Origin of the sequence: Streptomyces sp. NPDC059679 (assembly GCF_042734105.1) — a bacterium.
In the GTDB taxonomy this organism is placed as follows: Bacteria; Actinomycetota; Actinomycetes; order Streptomycetales; family Streptomycetaceae; genus Streptomyces.
In genome coordinates, this window is record NZ_JBHWES010000031.1 from 15,088 (window position 1) to 35,569 (window position 20,482).

The 20,482-nt window shown below is 71.4% G+C and carries 13 protein-coding genes; 6 read left to right on the plus strand and 7 right to left on the minus strand.

The annotated features are described in order from the left end of the window. Complete coding sequence (locus ACFV2X_RS29295; protein ID WP_385621993.1) at positions 1–471, minus strand: SgcJ/EcaC family oxidoreductase; 471 nt, start codon at positions 469–471, stop codon at positions 1–3. An 87-nt stretch (positions 472–558) separates the two neighbouring features. Here ACFV2X_RS29295 and ACFV2X_RS29300 point away from each other — a divergent pair, with 87 nt between their 5' ends. Both ACFV2X_RS29300 and ACFV2X_RS29305 read left to right on the plus strand, forming a co-directional pair. Continuing rightward, positions 559–1,074 (plus strand): MarR family winged helix-turn-helix transcriptional regulator, encoded by a 516-nt coding sequence (locus tag ACFV2X_RS29300; RefSeq protein ID WP_385621996.1) that lies wholly within the window; start codon positions 559–561, stop codon positions 1,072–1,074. An 89-nt stretch (positions 1,075–1,163) separates the two neighbouring features. After that, positions 1,164–4,439, plus strand: a complete 3,276-nt coding sequence (locus ACFV2X_RS29305; protein ID WP_385621999.1) for an ATP-binding protein — start codon at positions 1,164–1,166, stop codon at positions 4,437–4,439. Here the strand turns inward: ACFV2X_RS29305 and ACFV2X_RS29310 are convergent. Both ACFV2X_RS29310 and ACFV2X_RS29315 read right to left on the minus strand, forming a co-directional pair. Further along, positions 4,417–5,253, minus strand: coding sequence for an ABC transporter permease (locus tag ACFV2X_RS29310; RefSeq protein ID WP_385622002.1), 837 nt, complete (start codon positions 5,251–5,253; stop codon positions 4,417–4,419). The genes ACFV2X_RS29305 and ACFV2X_RS29310 overlap by 23 nt on opposite strands. Continuing rightward, positions 5,253–6,233, minus strand: coding sequence for an ATP-binding cassette domain-containing protein (locus ACFV2X_RS29315; protein ID WP_385622004.1), 981 nt, complete (start codon positions 6,231–6,233; stop codon positions 5,253–5,255). Before ACFV2X_RS29315 ends, ACFV2X_RS29310 begins: the two co-directional genes overlap by 1 nt. 201 nt (positions 6,234–6,434) lie before the next feature. Here ACFV2X_RS29315 and ACFV2X_RS29320 point away from each other — a divergent pair, with 201 nt between their 5' ends. Beyond that, complete coding sequence (locus tag ACFV2X_RS29320) at positions 6,435–8,960, plus strand: AAA family ATPase (protein WP_385622006.1); 2,526 nt, start codon at positions 6,435–6,437, stop codon at positions 8,958–8,960. Positions 8,961–8,997: 37 nt separating this feature from the next. Here ACFV2X_RS29320 and ACFV2X_RS29325 read toward each other — a convergent pair whose 3' ends face one another. Next, the gene (locus tag ACFV2X_RS29325) at positions 8,998–10,509 is read right to left on the minus strand and encodes an ATP-binding protein (protein WP_385622009.1); all 1,512 of its coding nucleotides are present in this window, start codon (positions 10,507–10,509) and stop codon (positions 8,998–9,000) included. Positions 10,510–10,572: 63 nt separating this feature from the next. Further along, positions 10,573–11,580, minus strand: a complete 1,008-nt coding sequence (locus tag ACFV2X_RS29330) for a DUF5937 family protein (protein ID WP_385622012.1) — start codon at positions 11,578–11,580, stop codon at positions 10,573–10,575. A gap of 95 nt (positions 11,581–11,675) precedes the next feature. Here ACFV2X_RS29330 and ACFV2X_RS29335 point away from each other — a divergent pair, with 95 nt between their 5' ends. Next, entirely contained in the window at positions 11,676–12,869 is a 1,194-nt protein-coding gene (locus ACFV2X_RS29335; RefSeq protein ID WP_385622015.1) for an MFS transporter, read from the plus strand. 43 nt (positions 12,870–12,912) lie between these two features. Beyond that, positions 12,913–15,582, plus strand: coding sequence for a hypothetical protein (locus ACFV2X_RS29340; protein WP_385622018.1), 2,670 nt, complete (start codon positions 12,913–12,915; stop codon positions 15,580–15,582). A gap of 11 nt (positions 15,583–15,593) precedes the next feature. On the opposite strand, the gene ACFV2X_RS29345 is transcribed toward ACFV2X_RS29340, so the two are convergent. Further along, entirely contained in the window at positions 15,594–17,942 is a 2,349-nt protein-coding gene (locus ACFV2X_RS29345; RefSeq protein WP_385622020.1) for a caspase domain-containing protein, read from the minus strand. A gap of 3 nt (positions 17,943–17,945) precedes the next feature. Further along, on the minus strand, positions 17,946–18,320 hold the full coding sequence (locus ACFV2X_RS29350) for a hypothetical protein (RefSeq protein WP_385622023.1): 375 nt from the start codon (positions 18,318–18,320) through the stop codon (positions 17,946–17,948). 274 nt (positions 18,321–18,594) lie between these two features. Between ACFV2X_RS29350 and ACFV2X_RS29355 the strand changes: the two genes are divergently transcribed. Beyond that, complete coding sequence (locus ACFV2X_RS29355; protein WP_385622025.1) at positions 18,595–20,436, plus strand: trypsin-like serine protease; 1,842 nt, start codon at positions 18,595–18,597, stop codon at positions 20,434–20,436. Positions 20,437–20,482 lie beyond the last annotated feature (46 nt).

Here is a 20,482-nt window from a genome sequence, read left to right on the forward strand (position 1 = left end):
TCATTTCCCGCCGGGGCCGAACCGGTCGGCGAGCCAGTTGGTGAACGCCTCGACGCGGGGGCGGTGGCGGGTGTTCTGGAAGGCGCGGATCAGCCAGTGCCCGTCGGCGCCGCGCGTCATCACATACGTCTGCACCGACATGGCCCGCGCGGAGGGGCTGGTCCGCTTGCCCTTGAGGACGGCGCCGCGCGAGTGGATCAGGGCGGTGTCGGGGCCGAGGAAGGCCAGGGTGTCGATCTCGGCGTACAGCCGGGAGTCCTTCAGTACGCCCTCGAAGAGGCCACGGTGTCCGTCGGCGATGCCGTTCCGGCCGGTCATGCGGCCGCCGAAGAAGGTCACGTAGTCGGCGTCCTCGGTGAAGGTGTCGGCGAACGCCTCGGTGTCGCCCCAGGCCCGGCTGTTGGCCTCGAAGAGGGCGCGGACGGCAGCCGTGTCGGTGGTCGCGATGTCTTCGGTGGTGGCGGTGGTCATGGGTGTTCCTCCGATGCTGGTAAACTTGCGTGCGTGCATGCAATATATGCAGGCACGCATGGAGTTGGCAAGGGGGCGTGGGACGACATGACGGAAGAGGGGCGCGACACCATGGCCGACCGGCAACGAAACCAGGAACGCGGACCGATGCTCGGGGAGTTGGCGGGCGTCTACCGGAGCTATCTCACCGCCGTCGTACTGCACGGACAGGCGGCCGCCGACGCCCTGGGGCAGAACCCCACCGACCTGTACGCCCTGAACGCGCTGGAGCTCGCGGGCCCGCTCACCACCGGCGTGCTGGCCGAGCGGATCGGACTGTCGCAGAGCGCCACCACCCGCCTCGTCGACCGGCTGGAGCGGGCGGGCTGGGTCAGCCGCGGGCCGGACCCGGTGGACCGGCGGCGGGTCGTGGTGGCCGCCGTGCCCGTGCCGGAGGAGGCGGACGAGAAGGCGTTCGGCCCGGCCCGCCGCCGTATGGCCGAGGTCTTCGACGGCTTCGGCGACGACGAACTGCGGGTGCTGCGCCGCTACTTCGAACGGGCGGCGCCCGCCCTGCGCGCGGCGACCGCCGAGACGAAGGGGCTGGAGCCGGTCGAGCCCTGACCGTACGGCGGCGACGACCGTACGGCGGCGACCGTACGGCAGCGGCAACTCGCTGACCGGCCCATCCGCCGACTGGCTAATCTGACCCGGTGACCACCGAGCTGACCCTGCTGTCGCGGGTCTCGTGCCGCGGCCGCGAGATAACCGGGCCCCGGCTGCGCGGCCTGCTCGCGCTTCTCGCGGGTGAGCCGCGTACCGGCTGCGGCACCGCGCGGCTGGTGGACGGGCTCTGGCCGGAGGACCGGCCGGAGAACCCGACCAAGGCGCTCCAGATCCTGGTCTCCCGCGCCCGCTCCCAGCTGGGCGCCGATGTGATCGCCAGCACCCCTACCGGCTACCGCCTCGCCCTGCCCGAGGATCAGGTCGACAGCTCCGCCGTCCTGCTCAGCGCGGCCGCGAGCGCCCGGCACGCGCGCGCCGGCGACCACGCCGCGGCGCTCGCGCACGCCGAGGCCGGCCTCGCGCTGTGGGAGGGCGACCCGGGCGGCGAGGCCGACGGCGCGGTGCGGGGCGGCGCGGCCGAGGACCCGGTGGCGGCCCTGCGCGCGGAGCGGGCCGCGACGTACCGGACGCTGGCGCGCGCCCGCGCGCTGGCCCTGTCCCGGCTCGGCCGCCGGGCCGAGGCGGCCGAGCCGCTGGACGGCCTGGCCCGCGAGCGGCCGCGGGACGAGGAGGTGCTGCTGGAGCTGTTGCGCTGCGAGGCGGCCACGCTCGGCCCGTCCGCGGCGCTGGCCAGGTACGACACCTACCGCCGTGCGCTGCGCGACGAGCTCGGCACCGACCCCGGCCCGGCGCTCCAGGCCGTCCATGAGGAACTGCTGCGCGGCGAGGCGCCGGTGGTGCGGCACGGCGTCCCGTACGAGCCCAATCGCCTGCTCGGCCGCGACGAGGACATCGCCGCGGTGGCGGAGCTGCTGCACGCCTCCCGGGTCGCCTCGGTCGTCGGCCCCGGCGGCCTGGGCAAGACGCGGCTGGCGCACGCCGTGAGCCGCCGGGCCGAGCGGCGCGCCGTGTACTTCGTCGGGCTCGCGGGCGTCACCTCCGACGAGGACGTGGTCAGGGAGGTCGCGTCGGCGCTCGGCGTCGGCGAGGCCCCGCCCGGCGCGGTCGGCCATCTGGGCCTGCCGACGGACGTCCTCAGCGGCATCCTGGCCGCCCTCGGTTCCGGGCCGGTGCTGCTGGTGCTGGACAACTGCGAGCACGTCATCCGCGGCGCAGCCGAGCTGGTGCACCACCTGGTGTCCATGACACAGGACTTGCGGGTGCTCACCACGAGCCGGGCGCCGCTCGGCCTGTCCTCCGAGGCCGTGTATCTGCTGCCTGAGCTGAGCCGGGCGACGACGGTCGAGCTGTTCGAGCAGCGGGCGCGGGCGGTACGGCCCGGCGCCGATCTGCCCGCCGACGCCGTCGAGGAGCTGTGCCGCCACCTGGACGGGCTGCCGCTCGCGGTGGAGCTGGCGGCCGCGCGGGTCCGGGTCATGTCGGTCGCGGAGATCGCCCGCCGCCTGGAGGACCGGTTCACCCTGCTGCGCGGCGGCGCGCGGGACGCGCCCAGCCGCCACCGTACGCTGCACGCCGTCGTCGACTGGAGCTGGAACCTGCTGGATCCGGCCGGACAGGCGGCGCTGCGGGCGCTGTCCGTCTTCCCGGGCGGATTCACGGCGGACGCCGCGTGCCACCTCCTCGGAGACGAGGGCGAGGAGGACGACGCCCTCGGGGCGCTCGCGGACCTGGCCGACCAGTCGCTGCTCAAGGTCGCCGACACCCCGTCGGGGGCGCGTTTCCGGATGCTGGAGACCGTACGGGAGTTCAGCACCGCCCACCGGGAGGCGGCCGGGGAGACGGACCGCGTGATCGGCCGTTTCCTCGCGTGGGCCCGCGACTTCGGTGTGGCGCACCACGACTCGCCCCATGAACGCGACTTCTTCGCGCCCCTCGACCGGATCCGGGCCGAGCAGGACAACCTCGTCCACGCCCTGCGGTACGGGCTGGCCCGCGGCGACGGCCCGGCGGTCGCGGCGACGTCCGCCGTACTCGCGTCCTTGTGGACGGTCGAGGGCAACTACACGCGCGTCGCCGCACTGGCCGAGCAGAGCAGCCGGCTGCTGTCGCACTACCGGCCCGAGCGGGGGTCCGACCCCGCGCTCGTCGAGGTGACCCGGACCGCCGCGGCGCTGTTCACCGCGAACACCTTCACCGTCGTCGGGCTGCGCGCCGGCCGCCCGCTGGTCACCCTGCGCCGGCTGCCACCCGCCCCGCCCGACACCCTCGTCCGGGCCATCGCGACCGTGATGGCCGCCGCGCCCGAGGTGCTGGGGCCGGATCCCGTCCCGCTGCGCGCGCTCTGCGACAGCGACGAACCGCTGCAGGCGGTCGTCGCCAACTCCCTCGCGAGCTATGTCCTGGAGCGGCAGGGCGACGTGGACGGCGCGATCCGGGCGGCCGAGGGGATGCTGGACGCGTTCCGGGGCCGGGGCGCCGACTGGGTCGAGGTCCTGGCCCGCACCCGGATCAGCGAACTGTCCCTGCAGGCCGAACGGGGCGAGCAGGGCCGGCGCCATCTGGTCGCGGCGCTGCGGCTGATGGAGGGGGGCATGTCGTGGGGGGACATCACCGGCATCAAGGCGGCCCTGGTCCTCGCCAATCTGCAACTCGGCGCCGTCGACGAGGCGGAGCGATGGCTGCCGCTGACGACGCCCGAACAGCAGGAGGAGGCGGAGACGGTCGGCGCGGTCGCCTTCGGCCTCGGCATGCGGGCGGAGCTGCTGCTCGCGCGCGGTGAGGGCGAGGCCGGCTGCCGCGAGTGGCGGCGGGCCGTCGGGGCGTCGGACGGCGGCGAGCGCGCGTTCTACCGCACCGATCCGCCCGGTCTGGAGCCCTGGACCCTGGAGATCGAAGCCGTCGCCGTGGTCGCTCATGCTCACCACGGCCGGCTCGACCTGATCGCGAATGCCGTCGGCGAACTTCCCCACAAGCTGTGGACAATGCTCAGCCACCCCGTCGAGAAGCCCCCGGCCTATCTGATGGACCTCCCGGTGTGCGGTGCGCTGCTGCTGGCCCTGGCCATGGTGGAACTCGACCGCGCGGAGCGCACCGGGGACGCGGCGGCCCGTACGGCCGGCGCCCGGCTGATCGCCCTGGCGGAGCGGTTCCGCTTCCTGCGCGGCTTCCAGCCGACCATGGCCTCCGCCCGCGCCCGCCACGCGGCCGTACAGGCCGACAGGCCGGCGTACGAGGACGCGGTGTCCTCGTACGCCGCCCTGAGGCGGGAAGAACTGCTGGCCACGGCCCTGACGGCGATCGAGCCCCTGACGCCTGCGCCACGGGAGTACGGCGGGCCCGCTAACGCCGGGGCTCCCGCTTGAACAACGCCCGCGCCCACAGGAAGCCGAGCAGGGTGAGTCCCACGCACCAGGCCACCGCGATGACGCCGCTGTTGCCGATCTCCGTGCCCATCAGCAGCCCCCGCAGCGTCTCGATGATCGGGGTGTAGGGCTGGTACTCGGCGAACCAGCGCAGCGCGGTCGGCATCGAGTCCGTGGGGACGATCGCGCTGCCGAGGAACGGCAGGAACTGCAGCGGCATAGGCGCGTTGCTCGCGGTCTCGGGGCTCTTGCACGCCATCCCCATGGCCGCCGCGAGCCAGGTGAGCGCAACGGTGACCAGCGCCAGGAGGCCGAGCACGGCCAGCCATTCGACGGCGGTGGCGTTCGGCCGGAACCCCATGGCCAGCGCGAGCCCGATGACCAGCGCGATGGTGATCAGCGTCTGGAGCACACAGCCGACGACGTGTCCGATCAGCACCGACGACCGCGAGATCGCCATCGTGCGGAACCGGTTGATGATGCCCGCGGTCATGTCGACGGAGATGGCCACCGCCATCGCCAGCGATCCGGAGGTCGCCGCCATCAGGATGATCCCGGGGGCGGCGTAGTCGATGTAGTCCGTATCGCCGCCCGCCCCGCCCATCGGGCCGACACCGGTGCCCAGCGCGCCACCGAAGACGTACACGAACAGCAGCAGCATGACGACCGGCATCGCGAGGACGGAGATCGACATGGCGGGGTAGCGCAGCGCGTGCCGGAGGTTGCGCCGCAGCATCGTCATGGAATCGCTCAGCGGACGGGACAGGGGACGGGACGCGGGACGGGACAGGGGACGGGACATGGTGCTGCTCATCACGCGTTCACCTTCTGTGCGGTGGTGGTCGGGTCGGTCGGGTTGCCGGGCTTCTCGGTGAGGGCGAAGAAGACGTCGTCGAGGTCGGGGGTGTGTACGGACAGCTCCTCGGCCTCGATCGACTCGGCGTCCAGCCAGTCGAGCAGGGACCTCAGCTCCCGTACGCTGCCGTCGCTCGGCACCTGGAGGGTGAGCGCTTCGTTGTCGCGCGAGACCTCGCCGAAGGCGCGGGCGGCCCGTTCGAGATCGCCGGGCACGGCGAACCGCAGCCGGACATGCCCCCCGGGAATCCGCCGCTTGAGCTCTTCCGCGGTCCCCTCCGCGACCAGCTTGCCGCCGTTGAGCACCGCGATGCGGTCGGCGAGCTGATCGGCCTCGTCCAGGTACTGCGTGGTCAGGAACACCGTGACCCCGTCCGCCACCAGGTCCCGGACGATCTGCCACATGGTGTGCCGGCTGCGCGGGTCGAGGCCGGTGGTCGGCTCGTCGAGGAAGATGATGCGCGGCCGCCCGACCAGGGTCATCGCGATGTCGAGCCGCCGCTGCATCCCGCCCGAGTAGGTGGCGGGCGTCCTCTTGGCCGCGTCGACCAGGTCGAACCGCTCCAGCAACTCGGCGGCGCGCCGCCGCCCCTCGCGCCGGCCCAGGTAGTTCAGGTCGGCCATCAGGAGCAGGTTCTCCTCGCCGGTGAGCAGATGGTCCACCGCCGAGAACTGCCCGGTCACCCCGATCGCGGACCGCACCGCGTCGGGGTCCTTGGCCGGATCGTGCCCGGCGACGCGGATCTCACCGCCGTCGGCGCCGATCAGCGTGGACAGGATCTGGACCATGGTGGTCTTGCCGGCGCCGTTGGGCCCGAGCAGCGAGAAGACCGTGCCCTCGGCGATGTCCAGATCGATGCCGCCGAGCACCACCTGCTCGCCGTACGCCTTGCGCAGTCCGGTCGCCGTGATGGCCCGGGGGGATCGGGAAGTCGTCATGCCCAAGAGAGTGCGGGCGGCCGGGTTCACGGCGGTTTCACGGCGGTTTCAGGGGCGCCGGGACCAGTTCGCACGGAGGTTGTGCTTGTGAGTGTCATGCGTAAGGCCCGCTTGACCATCGAGCAGACCTGAAAAACCACTGACCGGGGCGGCGGCGCGTGATACGTGTCTGAGGAAGGGCGGGACGGGAAACGGGGGATCATGTCCGGAACGCACAACGAGTTCAGCGGCACGGCCCACCACGTCGTCCAGGCGGGATCCGTGGGGTCGGTGCACTTCCACGGACAGCCCTCAGCCGTCCAGGCCCTCGACAGTCTGCCGCCCCGCCACCGTCCGCTCGTCGGACGGGACGCGGAGCTGGCGACGGCGCTGCGGGCCCTGGAGCCCGGATCCGAGCACACGGCGCTGGCCGTGATCGGCCCGCCCGGTGTCGGCAAGACAGCGCTGGCCCTGGAGGCGGCGCACCGCGCGGTTGCCGAGCGCTGCTTCCGGGGCGGAGTGCTCTACGCCGACCTGGGCACTCGCGGGGCCGAACGGCCGCCCACCACCGAGGAACTGCTGGGCGAGCTGCTGCGCATGCTGGGCATCCCCGGTGACCAGCTGCCGACCCATCGCATCGGACTCACCGCCCTGTTGCGCACCGAACTGGTGCGACAGGCCGAGCGACGCGGGGCCGTGCTCGTCGTGCTGGACAACGCGTCCGACGACACCCAGCTCGCCGCCTGTCTCCCGCCCGAGGGCTCGCACCGCCTCCTCGTCACCTCACGTATGCCCCTTGAGGCCCCCGGCACCGCCGCACTGCGCCTGGCCCCGCTCTCCGCCGAGGACGCCCGCACCGTACTCGGCTCGCCGGGGACGGTCCCGGACGCCGAACTGGACGAGGTCGCCCGGCTGTGCGGAAGGCTGCCGCTCGCCCTGAGCGTCGCGGCGGCCCGGCTGGGGGAGTACCGGGAAGCGGGGGCGGGGCTGCTGCTGGCAGCCCTGCGCACCGAGTCGGCGCGGCTCGCCGAGTTGGGCATGGAGGCCGCGTTCGACGTCTCGTACCACGCCCTCCCACCGGCCGACGCGCGTCTGTTCCGCCTGCTCGGCCTCCATCCCGGCACCTTCCTCGACGCGGCGTCGGCAGCGGCCCTCAGCGGCCGCCCCGAGAGCGAGACAGGACCCGCCCTGCGCCGCCTGCGTCGGGCCCATCTGCTGGAACCCGGCGACGCCCACGGCCGGGTCCGCTTCCACGACCTGACGCGCCTGTACGCCCGAGAGCGCCTGGCCGACGAGCCCGAGCCGGAGCGCAGGGCCGCCCTCGACCGCTTCCTCACCCACTGCGCACAGCGTGTGGCGGGGGCGGACGACGAGTGGCTCGGGCAAGAGCGCCGTATGCTCGCGAGCGCCGTCGACGCGGCCGTGGACGCGGGCCTGTACGAGCACGTGGAGCCGCTGGCCGCGCCCCTGGCACGCTTCCTCGTCCGGCAGGCCCGTTTCGTCGAAGCCCTGCGCCTGCTCCGCGAGATGGTGATCGCGGCCCAGTGGCGGCGGGACCTGGTACGGGAAGCGGACCTGTTCCTGGCGATGAGTCGGCAGTACGCGGCGCTGGATGACGACGAAGGGGCCTGGGTATGTCTGCGCGCCCACTACGCGCTCCAGATGCGCCGGGGTGTGGGCGCCACCTTCGCCCATGAGCAGCTGGGGAGGGTGGCCCTGAACCGGGAGGACTACAAGTCCGCCGCCCGGCACTTCCGCAGGGCCGTCAAGGCTTCGAACCGGCTGGGCGACCAGCGCCGACTCGCCGTTGCGCTCGACCATCTGGGCGAGGTGCACGCCCACCTCGGACGGGATGCCGACGCCTTGCACATGTTCCAGCGTGCGCTCGCCGCCGCCCACGAGGCAGCCGCCCCGGACACCGTCTGCATCGTGCACATCGACCTGGCCAAGCTCGCGCAGGGTTACGGCTCCTGGCCCTTTCCGCGGGACGCCGAGGGCGAGCCGCCCCCCGACTGGGAGTCGGCCCGGTTCCATGCCTCCCAGGCCCTCGACCTGGCCCACCGGTCGGGCGACGTCCGTGCTGTCATCGGTGCTCTGATCGCGTCGTCGGTCGCGCTGAACGGAGCGGGCGACGAGGAGCAGGCCATCACCACGACACGACGGGCCGCCGATATGGCCCGCGAGCACCGGCTGCCGCATGAGGAGGTGGCTGCCCTGGTCCAGGAGGCGTTGATACTGGAAGGCCTTGGCCGCGGCGACGAGGCGGAAGAACGGTTGGCGGCTGCAAGGGCGCTGGAGGACGGTGCGGGTACGGGCGGGCTGCCGCCCGGCACCCCGGAGCCGCCTCCGCCGTCTCCCGCCCGCCTCGACCGACACGTCGTGCTGCGCTCCCTCCTCCTCCCCGCCTTCGGTGTTGTCATCGCTTTGGCCGCCATCGCGCTCCGCGGCTGGAGCTGGCTCTGGGCCGGCTACGGAGCGCTGATGACGGCCGAGTTGTGGGAGCACTACGACCAGGCGGTCAAGTCGGCCGTCGACGGCTTCCGGGGCCGGGCAGGGGAGATCCTCTGGGCCCTGGCGTCGCCGGTGGCTATCTGGGTGGCGTGCCTGGCGGCCTTCGCGGAGCACGCTCTCGATGGGGTCCTGTGGTGGTGCGTCGCGGTTTACATACCGGTCGCCCACGCGCGGCTCATGTTTGTCGGGCAACGACGCGAAGAGCGGCGGATCTCCCGGATGCCGGACGACTTCTGAGCCGTCGCGGTCCAGGGCCGGTGGAACACCGGTCTGATCAGCGTGATGGGGCAGGCGCCGCCCCACCGTAGAGTTCGTCGACGCCGATGAGCAGTACGCCGTCGTCACCTGCCGCCGCGCCGCGCAGCGCGTCGCTGAAGCCCGCGGCGCTGAAGCAGGCCAGCCCGCACTGACTGGTGTCCATGCCGCGTCCGGCGAGGAGTTCCCGCGCCCGAGCGAGGCGCTCCAAGTGGCTCAGCCCCATGACCGTGCCCCACTTCGCCTCACCGAGCAGGTGGACCGCCGGCTTTCTTCCCCCCGACCCGGGTTCGACCACGGCTACATCGACTTGAATCTGCCGCCGCGCCGCCGGGTCCGTCACCACACCACAGCCGACCTCGCCCAAGGCCGGGCCGAGCAGGGACCGTCCGGGCCCGAGCAGGTACTCACGGCACACCGCCTCGAAGTGCGGCCCGGCCACCTGGGCGGCGAAACGCTCCGCGGACTGGGCCCACACCTCGGCCGCCTGGCCACTTTCCAGGCGGGCCCAGGCGGGTCGCATCACGGCCTCGTAGAAATTGATCAGCGGCTCGGTGATGCGGTACTGCGACTTCCCGGCCCGGAAGATGTCCGCTTCTCTCGCCAGTAGATGACTGTCCTCCAGCACATGGAGCGGGTGTGAGATGTCCACTGACTTACGGCCGATATAGCCCGCGATCCCGCCCCGGGTGGTGTTGCCCTGAGCCACGGCGGCGAGGACCGAGTGGTACAGCGCGGTGTCCCGGATGTCCGCTTCCTCGGCGAGCAGATACCGCGCCTCCCTGAAGAGAGGACTGAAGGGGGACAGGACCGTACGGCAGATCCAGTCGTCGAACTCCTCCAGGCTGCCCGGCACATCGTCCCCCAGGAACTGCCGCCGGTACGCCGGCGTGCCGCCGACCACGGCATGGAGGCGGGCCGCGAGGGCCGGGTCGTCGGCGACCCCCCAGAAGTCGGCGGCAGCCCGGTACCCGAAGGGGCGAACCACAAGTTCCATCTGCGCGCGCCCCCGCAGGGGTGCGGTGCTCGCCAGCAGACCACCCATGACAGACATCGCCGATCCGCACAGAAGCAGCCGCATCCAGCTCTCGTCGACCTGGAAGCGGTCGATCTCCCGCTGGATCAGCGACGGAAGCTCCGGAGCGGTCTTCGCCAGGTACGGAAACTCATCGATGACCACGAGCAGTGGCGCGTCCGTCTGCCGAGGTCCGGCGAGGCCGAACAGATAGGAGATCGCATCATCCCAGGTGGCGAAGGAGAACGGCGCCGGAGATCCCGTGTGATCGGCGAGGGCCGCGCCGAACTGGCGCAGCGACTCTGCTTCGGTCGCCGCCGTGGCCCCGAAGTAGAAGCCCCCGAGCTGCTCGACCAGGGTTCGCAGGAGGTAGGTCTTGCCCATGCGCCGCCTGCCGCTGACGATCCCGAGCATGGCGTGCGGCAGAGGCCGGCTCACGAAGGCGGAGAGAGCGTCCCACTCCGCACCGCGGTCGAAGACATGCGACGGCTTGTACAGAGGTGTACGACGCTGCATCGCCTCGGGCCTTCCTTAGGAGTGCACTCCTAAGGAGTGTACTCCTAACTGTTGGCGCTGAGATCAGAGAGGCGCGGTGGCTCCGGCGGGCGCCATGAGCGCGTCGGCCACCGCTGTGCGCGCGTACAGCACCGAACGTCCCGCCCGGTGTGCCGTCACCAGCCCCGCTCCGCGCAGCGCGGTGAGATGCTGCGACACCCCCGCCGCCGACATCCCGAACTGCGCCGCGAGCTGCTTCGTCGACGCGGGTGTGTCCAGCTCCGCGAGCAGCAGTGTGCGAGACCGGCCCAGCACGGCCGCGACCGCGTCGACCGACCCCGTGTGCCGCGGCTCCCACAGTGTGCCGATTCCGCGCGCGGGATAGGCGAGTTGCGGAGGGCCGGGCGGTACGGACCGGGTGAGCACCCGTGGCCAGGCGAAGGCGGAGGGCACCAGCAGCAGCCCTGCCCCGGCCTCGTCCCGGCTCAGCCCGCAGTGCCGGCGCACCAGGCGCAGCGTGCCGTCGTCCCAGCGCACGGTCTCATGCAGCTCGCCGAGGACATGTCCGGCGCCGTGCTCGGCCACCTGCCGGGCCCGGTGGAACACATCCGCCTCCAGTAGCTGTCGGATCCGGTCCCAATAGGGTGCGAGCGCCAGCTCCCAGTACGTCTCGATTTCGGCGGCGACCTTCCGCAGCGCCGCTTCAGGGGCCTCCCTGAGCAGCCGGATCCGTGGCTGCCGGCCCAGGTCCCGTTCGGCACCGAGCATGTCCAGTTCCGTGCGCACGCGCGTCGACGGGGTCTGCCGGATCGCGTCGAGTTCGGCGGCGAGGGTGGGGAAGGGGGTCACCGGGGTCGGGTTGAGGAAGTCCGCGAGATAGCCGCCCTCGGGAATCAACGCGGCCAGCCAGCCGCGGTCGAGCCCCGCCTCCGCCAGCCGCGGCCGTACCTGCGCCGCCCACCGCCGGTGCAGCGGCGGCTCGCCCTCGGTGCGGCGCAGCAGCCGAAAGCTGGTGACGACTTCCCACATCGGGGAGACCGCGAAGCGTGTCTGTGCCAAGTCCGCGGCGGAAAAGCTGAGCCCGGTCTCCATGCGACCTCCCTGCCGACGACGCCCACGGCCGCCCATGGATTCGGTCTCACCTTAATCAATGGTAAGGCCGCTGGGTCACCCCGCACCCTCCAGGCATGCTCTCCACATTCCGCGGCCTGCCGTCCGTCGTCTGGACCGTCTTCGCCGGCACGATCGTCAACCGGCTCGGCTACCTCGTCACCCCTTTCCTGGTCTTCTTCCTGGCGGCGCGCGGCGTCACCGGCGCCGAGACCACCTATGTCCTGGGCGCCCTGGGCGCGGGCAACCTCCTCGGCCCGGCACTCGGCGGCCTGCTCGCCGACCGGATCGGCCGCCGTTCCACGATGCTGATCGGTCTCCTGGGCGCGTCCGCCGCGCAGGGCGCCCTGTTCGCGGCGCCAGGGGTGCTGACGATGGCCGCCGCCGCCCTGCTGCTCAGTGCGGCGGGCGCGATGATCAGCCCGGCCGCGTACGCGCTGCTCGCCGACTCCGTGGACGCGGGCCGCCGGCAGCGCGCGTACGCGCTCTTCGGCTGGGGTGTCAACATCGGAACGGCCGTGGCCGGCGTTCTCGGCGGCTTCCTCGCCGCACACGGCTTCTGGCTCCTGTTCACGGTCGATGTGGCCACCATGCTGGTCTACGCGGTGATCGTCGCCACCCGTCTGCGGGAGACCCGCCCCGCCGGGAAGGACAAGGGCGCGGTGGCGGACGGTATCGGCTATGGCGTCGTCCTGCGCGACCGTCTGCTGCTCGCCCTGCTCCCGCTGTTCGGAGTCCAGCTCTTCGTCTACTCGCTGACCGAGGTGGCCCTGCCACTGGCCATCCGCGACAGCGGGCTCTCGCCGGCTGTGTACGGCGCGATGGCCGCGGTCAACGCGGTGTTCGTGGTCGTACTCCAGCCGGTCGCCACGGCCACTCTGGCCCGGCTTCCGCAGTTGCCCGTGCAGGCGGCGGGCAGCGTGCTGATCGCCGTGGGCGTGGCGCTGACCGGTGTGGCCGACAGCGTGGCCGTGTACACCGCGTCCGTGGTCGTCTGGTCCCTCGGTGAGGTCGTGGTCGCCGGGATCGCCGCGTCGATGGTCGCCGGCCTCGCTCCGGCTCACGCCCGCGGTCGCTACCAGGGGGCCTTCCAGTGGACGTGGGGAGCGGCCCGGTTCGGCGCCCTCACCCTGGGCGTCACCGTCTACACGTCCCTGAGCCCCGCCGTCCTGTGGTGGAGCGCCCTCCTCGCCGGCGTCCTGACCTCGGCTGTGACCCTGGCGCTCCGGTCCCGGGTCGACCGGCGCATGGAGCACGACCTGGCTGCCTGATGGAGCGGGACCCCTCCCGCTCCCCTGGGCCTAACGTCGCGCCATGGCGCGGGCAGACATGGAACAGGCATTGGACGATGCGCTGGCGCAGCTGACGATCAGGGACCGGCTGCGCGTCAGGCGGCTGAAGTTCCGCCGTGCGGCCGGAGCGCTGATCCTTCAGCTGGAGGGCGAGGAGCCGGCCGTACGGGGCTGGCCCCGCCGCTTCCACGAGCGGTACCGCGGCGTTCTGCCGCTCAACTGCCCGGACGAGCTGCCGGAGGAGGAGACGCAGGAGCAGCAGGTCGTCACCGAGCTGCTGGCCATCGCCCAGGGCTGCGGATACGACGGCCGCCCGGCCTACCGGCTGCCCATCAGCTTTCCCCGGTTCGCGGCGGCCTTCGCGGCGCTGTACGTCTGGCGGCCGGACGACGGGCAGCTGCCCGCCAAACAGAACTCCAAGATCGCGCGGATGGTCAAACAGGCGATCGCCGAGGAACGCCGCTACACCCTCCAGGAGATGAAGGAACGGGCCGAGGCGCTGGCCCGGGACGAGCAGGTGGCCCAGCGGCTGGGCGGGCTGGTCGGGGTGATGGTGAAGGTGGCCGACGTCTGCCGCTTCCCCCACCGCCGTACGGTTCGCTGGTACCGCAGGAAGTGGTTCCGGGGCCGGGTCGTCACCCAGCTGGAGGTCTTCCGGGAGTTACGCGGCCGGCAGCAAAGGCCCGTGGCGGACAAGCAGCTTCTGCTCGTCGAGGCGCTGCTCGCCGACATCGACGCGCATTACGGCCGCTTCCGCCGCCTCAACCGGGCGCGACGCCCGGTCATCCTGCTGCCGGACGTCGATCTGTCCTCCGCACGGCGGCTGATCAGGGACCGGTTGCTCGACGCCTACGACGACGGGGCGCGCGAACTGCGGGTGCACCCTGTCGTCATCGCCACCTGCGCCCCGGGCGCCGCGCCACCGCCGCGCGGCGGCAAGCCTTCGGTGACCGCGGAGGAGCTGCCCGCGGCGGTGCCCGAGCGGTTCCGCGAGCGGGACGAGGCGGTGGAGCGGTGGCGGCGCAGCCAGGACGTACCGCTGCCGAGCCGGGTCCTCCAGGTGCGCCTCGCCTCCCCGGCTCCGGCCCCGCTCCCGCCGCTCAAGGCCGGCCGCTGGGGGCCGGCGATGCTGTCCGCCGGCACCGTCGGCGTGGCCCTCGCGGTGCTCGCCGGGCTGCTGAGCTGGGCTCCTTGGGATCGCGCTGACGGCTGTGGCGAGCGGCTGCTGATGCGGGGCGCGGACTGCGTCGGGGTCTCGGACGGGACGGGGGTGTTCATGCCCCGCGTCCAGGGCATGCGCGAGGTGTTCGCCGGGATCGAGGCGGAGAACGAGCGGATCGAGCGCAAAGCGCATGCGACCGTGGCGCTGATGATCCCGATGGAGTCGGACAACGCGGCCGTACGCAGGCAGATCGTCAGCGAGGTACAGGGCGCCTATCTGGGACAGCTCCAGGCGAACGGCTCGGACGCGGCCCCACCCATCCGGCTGGTGCTGGCCAACCCCGGCCGGGACTACCGGGCATGGTCGTACACGGTGGACCGGCTGGTCGACCAGGAGCCCGAGTTGCGGATGGTCGTGGGCTTCAACCTGAGCCTCGACAACACCCAGGACGCCATGCGCCACCTCACAGGCGACCTGAAGATCCCCGTCGTGGCGGGCCTGGTCACCTCCCAGGCCTTCGCCAACACCGACGGCCCCGGCCCCTACCGCTACCCGGGCCTGGCCCGCGTGGTCTCCACCAGCAAGGACCAGGCCGCCGCGCTGCTCCACTACGACCCGGGCCTGGCCCGGGCCCAGACGGCGCTGGTCGCCGACACCCGGCCGGGCGACAGCTACAACAAGTCGCTCCGCGACGCGTTCACCGAGGCCAGAGGGGCCGGTGCCGGAGCCCAGGACATGACCTTCACCTCGGAGGGGCCGGAGACGGCCGGGGTCACCCCGAACGAGTTCGAGACCTTCGCCATGAACCTCTGCGAATCCAAGGCACGCGTCGTCTACTTCGCGGGCCGGGCCTTCCACCTGGAACTCTTCGTGAAGAAGCTGGCCCGCACGTACTGCGCCCGTAAGCAGTCGTACACCGTGATCACCGGCTCCGACGCCACCTCGCTCGACGAGCGCCTGGGCGGCGACGAACGCGCCCTGCTCCGGGGCGACTCCAAGGCCGGCACTCCCACCATCAACGTCCTGTACGCGGCGCCGGCACACCCCGACGCCTGGAACGTGGAACTCGAACGCTGGAAGAAGCGCGCGGGCCCGAAAGGGGCGGACCCTGGCAAACAACCGCGCTATCTGGTCGAACCGCAGCGGGCGATGGAGCAACTGCGCTCGGAGGCTCGGGCCCATGAGGGAAAGCTGGGCACGGTGCGACTCGACGACGGACGGGCGATCGAGACCCACGATGTGATCCTGACCGCCGCGAAGGCCCTCACGAAGGCGGCGGCGACCACCAGAACGCCCGTCCCCTCACAGGAGCGGATCAAAGAGGACTACGAGAATTTGAACTCCGCCTTCCGGATCCAGGGAGCAGGCGGCTGGATCTGCCTGACGAACGCCGGCAACCCGTACAACAAGGCCCTGGCCATCGTCCGCCTCGACCCGATGCGCACCAAGCTGACCTTCGAGGCACTGGCCTGGCCCAAGGGCACCCCGGCCCAGGACGACCGCTGCGTGGTGCCGCAGAAGCCTGCCTGATCACCGCGGTTTCACGGGCGCCGGGTCCAGGCGGGGCCCGCGAAGCGGGCGAGTGCGCGGTCGACTTGGGCGGCGGACTCCTGGAGGCCGGTGAGGGCCAGTCCGCAGTGGGTGACGATGACGCCGCCGGACCAGGGGCGGAAACAGCCGCCCCAGCGCCATCGGGGAGGGACGTCGGCCCCTTCCTTGAACCAGACGACGATGGACGGGGTGTGGCCGGGACCGAGGAGCGGCGGCATCACCTCCACCCGGCTGAGCTCCGACCAGGGGATTCTGGTGCGCCGTCGGCCGGCGATCAACTCCATTGCGTCGTCGTCGATATGTAATTCCAATGGCACATAGAAAGGGATGCTGAGCATCGCGCTCAGGAGTGCGAGAATGGGGAGCACTCCCCACGCCGCCGCGAGAAAGTCCATCGCCAAAATGGCCCAGGTGCCGGCCAGCAGAACGGCGATCGGCGCCGCGACAGCCACCGCCACAGCCGTGTTCCCTCCCAATCTTCCCTTGAAGACGGCCCTTGCCCCGAAAGCCTCGGCCGTGACGGCGAACTCGTCCGTGTATCCCCTCCAGCGTTCTCCCGCGAAGCGGGTAAACGCCGCTGAGAGTTCGCCGGGCGTGGCGGCCACGTTGGTGAGACCCATTTTCATCCCGCCGAATCGCGGGTCGTACGGCAGTGACCAACGCTCACCGCGGGGGGCCGTCACGATCAGGAGGAAGGACTCTGCAAGTGATGCGTCACTGATGGCCCTGACCTCAGTGATCGAATCCCAGGAAAGACACGTCGAGCGGTGCGCGTAGCGCAGTCGAAGTACCTGGTCGTCCAGCTCGACCCGAACAGGCAGGAACGAGAGCCAGAGCAGGAGCGCTGCGATCGCGACCCCGAAGAATACGGTGATCCAGCGGGCGGTACCCGAAGTATCCACCCACACGGCGAACGCCGTCACCGCGAGCCCGAGCCAGGCCGCCGCCACGTTGGCGGCGTATTTTCTACCCCTTCCGAAGCGCGCATGCGTCGCCTCGCTCAGGCCGTGACCGTCGTCCCACAGAGGTCCGGCGAAGGAGGCGATCGCAGCCTCTACCTCGCCGGGCGATGCCTGGACGTAGCGCAGGTTGCACAGCACGAGAACGTTTCGCCGGCGGTCCATGCGCGGGTGAAACGGGCGGGAGCGTCGCGGTGGAATGAAGCCGCGCCTGGTTCTGACCGCGAGCCAGTGCGGGGAATCGTGCCCAGGGCGCCCGCGAACCGTCATCATCTGCTGGACATCGCTCCACCGAAGCCACGTCTTATCGCCCTGCACTGCGAAAAGCAGGCCCTCTTCGCCGATGGTCAACTCGTAGATTCGAGGCACCAAGAAAAGTACCCGGTCACTTAAGGCGACCGCCATCATGGAAACAGCTGGAGCCAAGGTAAAGGAAACCACCAGAGTTTCGTCATCGTTGGCCACGAACGCCACATAGAGAATGGCGGCCACCACCGGAGGCCCGGCCAGGCCGAGATAGAGGAGAGCGCGCCGCCACATCAGGCGTCGGGTGTTCGTACGGAACATCACCGGTTCCCGCGGCGCGCGGGCGGCGTCCTCGGTGGTCTCACCACCGCCCGTGCCCTCAGCGGCCGCCGTGGACGACGCTCCATGCCGCGCGTTGCGCACCAGCCCCAATTCCCCCACGCTGTCCGTCCCCTGGCGCCGCGGCCGAGGCGCCAGCGTGCGCCGGAGTTCGTCGTAGACGCGATCCAGCGTGAGGTGGGGCCCCGCGTCCGCGATGCCCTCCTGGAGCAGTTCGAGCAGCTTGCCGGTGAAGACGGTGTGTCGCTCGCCGGCGCGGGCGATCGCCGGGAGGTTCGCCGATGTCGCCGTCAACGTATAGGCGCCGCTGGTCTCCGTCTGCCCGAACGCGATCGCCGCCGCGTCCGTCCCCATCGTGTCCACGATCGCCCGGCCGCTGTAGCAGCAGTCGAGGATGATGACGCGGTTGCGGGCCCGGCTCGCGGCCACGGCTTCGCGGATCTCGGAGAATCGCACCGCCGTGTAGAGGGGTTCGTCCGGGTTGCTGCCGGACAGCGCGAGGAAGAGTTCATTGGTTTCCGGGTCGATGAGCCCATGGCCCGCGAAGTACACCAGAAGCAGATCGTCGGCCTCCCTGGCCGCCTTTCTGACCTCCTGGCACACCTCCCGGTCCTCGGTCCGGTCCAGCAGGGACCGGCAGTGGTCGGCGGGCAGTCCGGTGAGTGTGGTCAGGAGGCGGCCGAGCTGGATGACGTTGCCGGTGACACCGGGCAGCTCGGCGAGGCCGGATTCGACGGTGTAGGACCGGGTTCCGATGAGCACCGCGCGGGACCGCCGCGGGTCGGGCAGCCCCATCGGTCAGTCGTCCGACGCCGGAGGCTGACCGAGCGCTCTGCGGATGAGGGATTCGGCGTCCTGGATGTTGTCCGCCTTGACGCGCACCGTCTCGCCGTTGGCGCCGGTTATCTCGATCTCGACCTGGGACCGTTGCTGCTTCAGCCAAATCGGCAGGGACCTGGCCAGCACCCCCACCGTGCCCGAGCCGACGGCCAGGACCAGCGCCTCGACCACGCCGCCGCTCATCTGCTCAGGGCCCGGAGTGGAACGCAGCGGTGTGATCCGGCCCCGCAACTCCGGTTCGTTTCTCAGCCACTGGCGCAGGCGCTCCAGCGGGGTGTCGGGAGCGGCGTCAGCCGTCTCCCCCGTCGTGCGCAGACCGATCCGGAGTTCCATCCAAGCCCCCCTGGAACCAGCGACCTCAGCCGAACGAGCATAGCGAGCCACCCGGCGGTCCGTCCTCTGCCGCGTCTTTTGCCAAGTCTTGTGCACCCGTTTCCCGCCGCGTGGCCGACGGAGCGGTGAGCGGTCATACGATCAGTCCGCCTCGGGAGGGGAACGCGTTTTCTGACCGCGTTCGTCCGCATAGCGGGCGGTATTCGCGCTGCCGTTGTCCGGCCGCTTCTCCCTGTCCGGGTGCGAGTCGATCCTTCACCGACAGGAGACCTGAGTGTTCGCTGCCCAGAAGCGGGAGCGGCGCAGAAGGCGGGCGCGAAGAGCCCTTCCCGCCGCTGCCGTCGCGGTCGCCGCCGGCCTCGCCGCCGCCCTCCCCCTCGCGCCGGCCCATGCCTCGCCCGCCCACGCCTCGCCCGCGCCGGCGACGGCGGGCCGCGACGCGGTCCCCTCGCACACCGAACTCCTGGCCCGGATCAAGGGCGCGTTGAACGCCGATCAGCGTCAGGCGCCCACCGAGTCCAAGCCGTCCGCGCCCTCGGCGGGCGCTACCTCGCCGTCGGACGCCACCTCGCCGTCCGGCACCGTCGACCCCAAGATCATCGGCGGTACGGAGACCACCATCACCACGGCCCCGTGGATGGCGCAGCTGTGGTACTCCGACGACAAGGGCACCGCCGACACCTCGGACGACATCGGCTTCTTCTGCGGTGGCACAGTCGTGGCCCCCACGAAGATCCTGACCGCGGCGCACTGCGTCAAGGGCTACGACTGGAACGCCAACGGTGCCGTCATCACCGGCACTGCCCAGCTACCGACGGACAACAGCGACGGCTCGGTCGATGTGCACGGAGGCACCGTCTCCGGGGTCTGGCGGCAGTGGAACCACCCGTCGTACAGCGCGACCACCATCGACAACGACATCGCGGTGCTGACGCTGCCCAGCCCCGTCACCGCCAAGCCCGCCCCCATCACCACATCCAACGACACCGCGTCGTACGCCGCGGGCACCAAGGCCACCCTCTACGGCTGGGGCCGCACCAGCTCCACCAGCCAGGACATCTCCGAGACGCTGCGCACCGCGACCCTGCCGATGGTCTCGGACACCACCTGTGGCACCACGTACGGCAGCCAGTTCATCAAGGGTCACATGGTCTGCGCAGGCGAGCCGGCCAGCGGTTCGGACAGCGGCACCGTCGCGGCCTGCAACGGGGATTCGGGCGGACCGCTGATCGTCGGCGGCAAGGTCGTCGGCGTGGTGTCGTGGGGCACGACCGACTGCGTGGCCGAGGGGTCGTACAGCGTGTTCACCAAGGTGAGCACGTACGTCGGGGCGGCCTATCCGCGCATCGACGACACCAACCTGAGCGGCGACGCCAGGGCCGACCTGTTCGTACGCCGCGCCTCGGACAACACGGGCTACGAGTACGACTCCAAGGGCACGTCGTTCGCGACCAGGGTGTCCTGGGGCTCGTACAGCGACAAGAACGTTGTCCTGCAGGCCGACCTCAACCGGGACGGCTTCCAGGACCAGATCATCCGCCGCGCCTCCACCGGCGCGATCTACTGGCGCCACTGGGTGCCGGCCAGCGGCAGCTGGGCCACCACCCTGGTCTTCGGCAACTGGTCCACCCGCACAAAGGCCGTCGCCCCTGGCGATGTGACCGGCGACCAGCTGCCCGACCTGCTCTCGGTGACCGCGAGCGGCACGCTCTACATCTACCCGGGCAAGGGCGACGGCACCTTCGCCTCCCCGGTCGCGGTCGGCAGCGGCTGGAACCAGTACAACCGGCTGCTCGGGCACGGGGACTTCACCGGCGACGGCAAGCCCGACCTGATCGCCCGGAGCAGCAGCAACTCGTACATCTACCTCTATCCGGGCACCGGCAAGTCCGGCTCCGGGGCGTTCGGCACCCGGATCCACGTCCGTACCTGGAGCCAGTACAACGCCTTCGACACCGTCGGCGACATCACCGGCGACGGCAAGGCCGACCTCGTCGCCCGCACCTCCGCCGGGACGCTCTACCTCTACCCGGGCACCGGCAAGGCCACGTCCGACCTCTTCGGCACGCCGGTCACGATCGGCACGGGCTGGCAGCAGTACAACCTCTTCGGCTGAGCCGGCTGAGCCGGCTGAACTGGCCGAAAGAGGTGGGTTTGCAGGG